Source organism: Lentzea indica, from assembly GCF_012184385.1.
Classification (GTDB): domain Bacteria; phylum Actinomycetota; class Actinomycetes; order Mycobacteriales; family Pseudonocardiaceae; genus Lentzea; species Lentzea indica.
Genome location: NZ_VSRL01000485.1, coordinates 1 through 2,403, shown reverse-complemented (window position 1 = coordinate 2,403; position 2,403 = coordinate 1). Strand labels below are relative to the sequence as shown.

2 protein-coding genes and 2 pseudogenes are annotated in these 2,403 nt (G+C 70.5%); 3 read left to right on the top strand and 1 reads right to left on the bottom strand.

Features of this window, described 5'->3' with window-relative positions; genetic code table 11:
* Window positions 1-136 (top strand): annotated as a pseudogene (locus tag FXN61_RS53990) (TrkA family potassium uptake protein); the annotation flags it as partial.
* Window positions 136-792, top strand: a complete 657-nt coding sequence (locus FXN61_RS48750; protein WP_089951063.1) for a potassium channel family protein — start codon at window positions 136-138, stop codon at window positions 790-792. The pseudogene FXN61_RS53990 and the gene FXN61_RS48750, both read left to right, overlap by 1 nt.
* On the opposite strand, the gene FXN61_RS48745 is transcribed toward FXN61_RS48750, so the two are convergent.
* Window positions 789-1,274 carry an RICIN domain-containing protein gene (locus FXN61_RS48745; RefSeq protein ID WP_167980540.1) on the bottom strand — a complete coding sequence of 162 codons (486 nt, stop codon included), beginning with the start codon at window positions 1,272-1,274 and terminating at the stop codon, window positions 789-791. The two genes, FXN61_RS48750 and FXN61_RS48745, sit on opposite strands and share 4 nt — an antisense overlap.
* A gap of 629 nt (window positions 1,275-1,903) precedes the next feature.
* Between FXN61_RS48745 and FXN61_RS48740 the strand changes: the two are divergent.
* Window positions 1,904-2,403: pseudogene (locus FXN61_RS48740) on the top strand (hypothetical protein); the annotation flags it as partial.

Here is a 2,403-nt window from a genome sequence, read left to right as displayed (position 1 = left end):
GATGCGGTTCGGCACGGGTGTGCTGCCGGACGCCAAGACCGTCGTCCAGGCCGACGACACCATCTACGTGGCGGCGCTGTCCGGCACGATCACCGACGTCGCGGCGGCGGCGCTGCAGGCACCGGAGGAAAGCTGATGCGGGTCGCGATCGCTGGCGCGGGCGCGGTGGGGCGGTCCATCGCGCAGGAGCTCGTCTCCGACGGCCACCAGGTCATGCTGATCGAACGGGACCGGGCGCACTTCGACCCCAACTCCGTCGAGCAGGCCGAGTGGGTCCAGGCCGACGCGTGCGAGCTGTCCTCTTTGGAGGACGCGGGCATGCAGCTGTGCGACGTGGTGATCGCCGCGACCGGTGACGACAAGGTCAACCTCGTGGTGTCGCTTCTCGCCAAGACCGAGTTCGCCGTCCGTCGCGTCGTCGCGCGCGTGAACGACCCGACAAACGAATGGCTCTTCACCGAGTCGTGGGGCGTCGACGTCGCGGTGTCGACACCGCGGTTGCTCGCCGCGATGGTCGAGGAGTCCGTGACGATCGGTGACGTCGTGCGCCTGCTGACGTTGCGGCAGGGCCAGGCGAACCTCGTGGAGATCACGCTCGACGAGGCCACGCCGTTCGCCGGCCGTGCCGTCTCGGAGTTGACGCTGCCCCGCGACGCCGCGCTCGTGACGATCCTGCGCGGCGGGCGGGTCATCGTGCCGCAGCCGGACGACACGCTCGAAGGCGGCGATGAGCTGCTGTTCGTCACCACCGCCGCCGTCGAGCAGGACATCAAGACCGCGCTCGGGTATTAGACCCACCAGTACTGGTTGCCGCCGCCATGGCAGTCCCACAGCTGCACGCTGGCGCCCTGCCACCAGTTCGCGCCCGCGATTTCGACGCACCGGTTGCCGTACAGCCACGACCGGATCCTCCCGACCTCGTAGTTGTGTGAGGCGGGGCGGTAGAAGATCTGGTGAGCGGGGTTGTTCGGCTGGCAGTCGTACATCTGCAGGTGGGCGCCGTTGTCACCGTTGCCCCAGGCGGCGGTGAGGCATCTGCCGCCGTCGGCGTTGCGCAGCCGCAGCCCGTCCCAGTACCAGCGCTGGGTCGGGGCGTTCACGCAGTCGACCATGATGACGCCGGCGCCGTTCTGCCCGGTGGCGGCGGTCATGCACCGGCCGTTGAACTTCGACTGGATGTAGGCCCCCGTCTGCGCCCCCGCCGTGGCGGACGTGCTGACGAGCAGGCCGCCTGAGACGAGCGCGAGCGAGGCCAGGAGCGCGATCTTCCGCATCAAAGGTTTCATGCGGTCCTGACGCTCGCCGCGGGCGGCCTGATACGTCTTCGGTGAAATCAGGTCGGGGAGCGTTCCTTCGTGCCGGATTCCGGCATGCTCAACTCGGGTATCTGCGCAACGGAAGCGAGCACTTACCAGCTGTGAGCGATCAGTTGCCCCTGGTCGGGCGCGAGAGTGAACTGCGGGCCGCACTGCGGGCGCTGGCCGTGGACGGCGCGGTGCTGCTGTCCGGTCCGCCGGGCGTCGGCAAGACGCGCCTGGCCGCGGAAGCACTCGCCGCTCGTGCCGCACCCCGTGGTGCGGTGCTACGCCACGGTCGCCACCTCACGGATTCCCCTCGGCGCGATCGCGTCGCTCGTGCCCACCGACCTGCCCGCGGGCTCGAGCGGGCCGTCGATCCTGCCCTTGTCGTCGGTGCGTGCCGCCGCCGAGCACCTCGCCCGCGGCGGACGGCGGGTGTTGTCGGTCGACGACGCTCACCTGCTCGACGACACGTCGTTGTCGGTGTTGCAGCACGTTGTGCGCCACAAGCTGACGCGCGTCATCTGCACGGCGCGGCTGGGGTGGGGCATGGAAGGGCTGTCGGTCGTGAACGTCGACGCGCTCGATCAGGAGCGCGCGGAACGTTGCTCGCTTCCGCGCTGGGCGGGCCCGCTGACGCATCGACCCGGCACCTGGTGTGGGCGAACAGCCAGGGCAACCCGTTGTACCTCAAGGAACTCGTCGCCGCAGGGCTGCACTCGGGCGCGCTCACCGAGACCCAGGGCGGCTGGAACTGGAGCGGGCCGCTGGAGCTGTCCGGCCGGCTCGCCGAGCTGGTCGACCTGACGCTGGGACGGCTCGCGGAACCGCAGCGGCGGGCCCTGGAGCTGCTGGCGTACGGAGAGCCGCTCGAACCGGAGCTGATGCCGATCCCGCAGGACCTCGTGGAGATGGGGTTCGTGCGCATCGGTGACGACGGACGCGCGCGCGTCGCACACCCGCTCTACAGCGCGCGCCTGCGAGCGACGTGCCCCACGTTGAGAGCGCGCGCGCACCGAAGAGCCCTCGCCGACCGGCTCGAAGCGGGCGGCGCGAACCGGCCAGGTGACGCGGTGCGGGTCGCGACGTGGCGGCTCGACAGCGG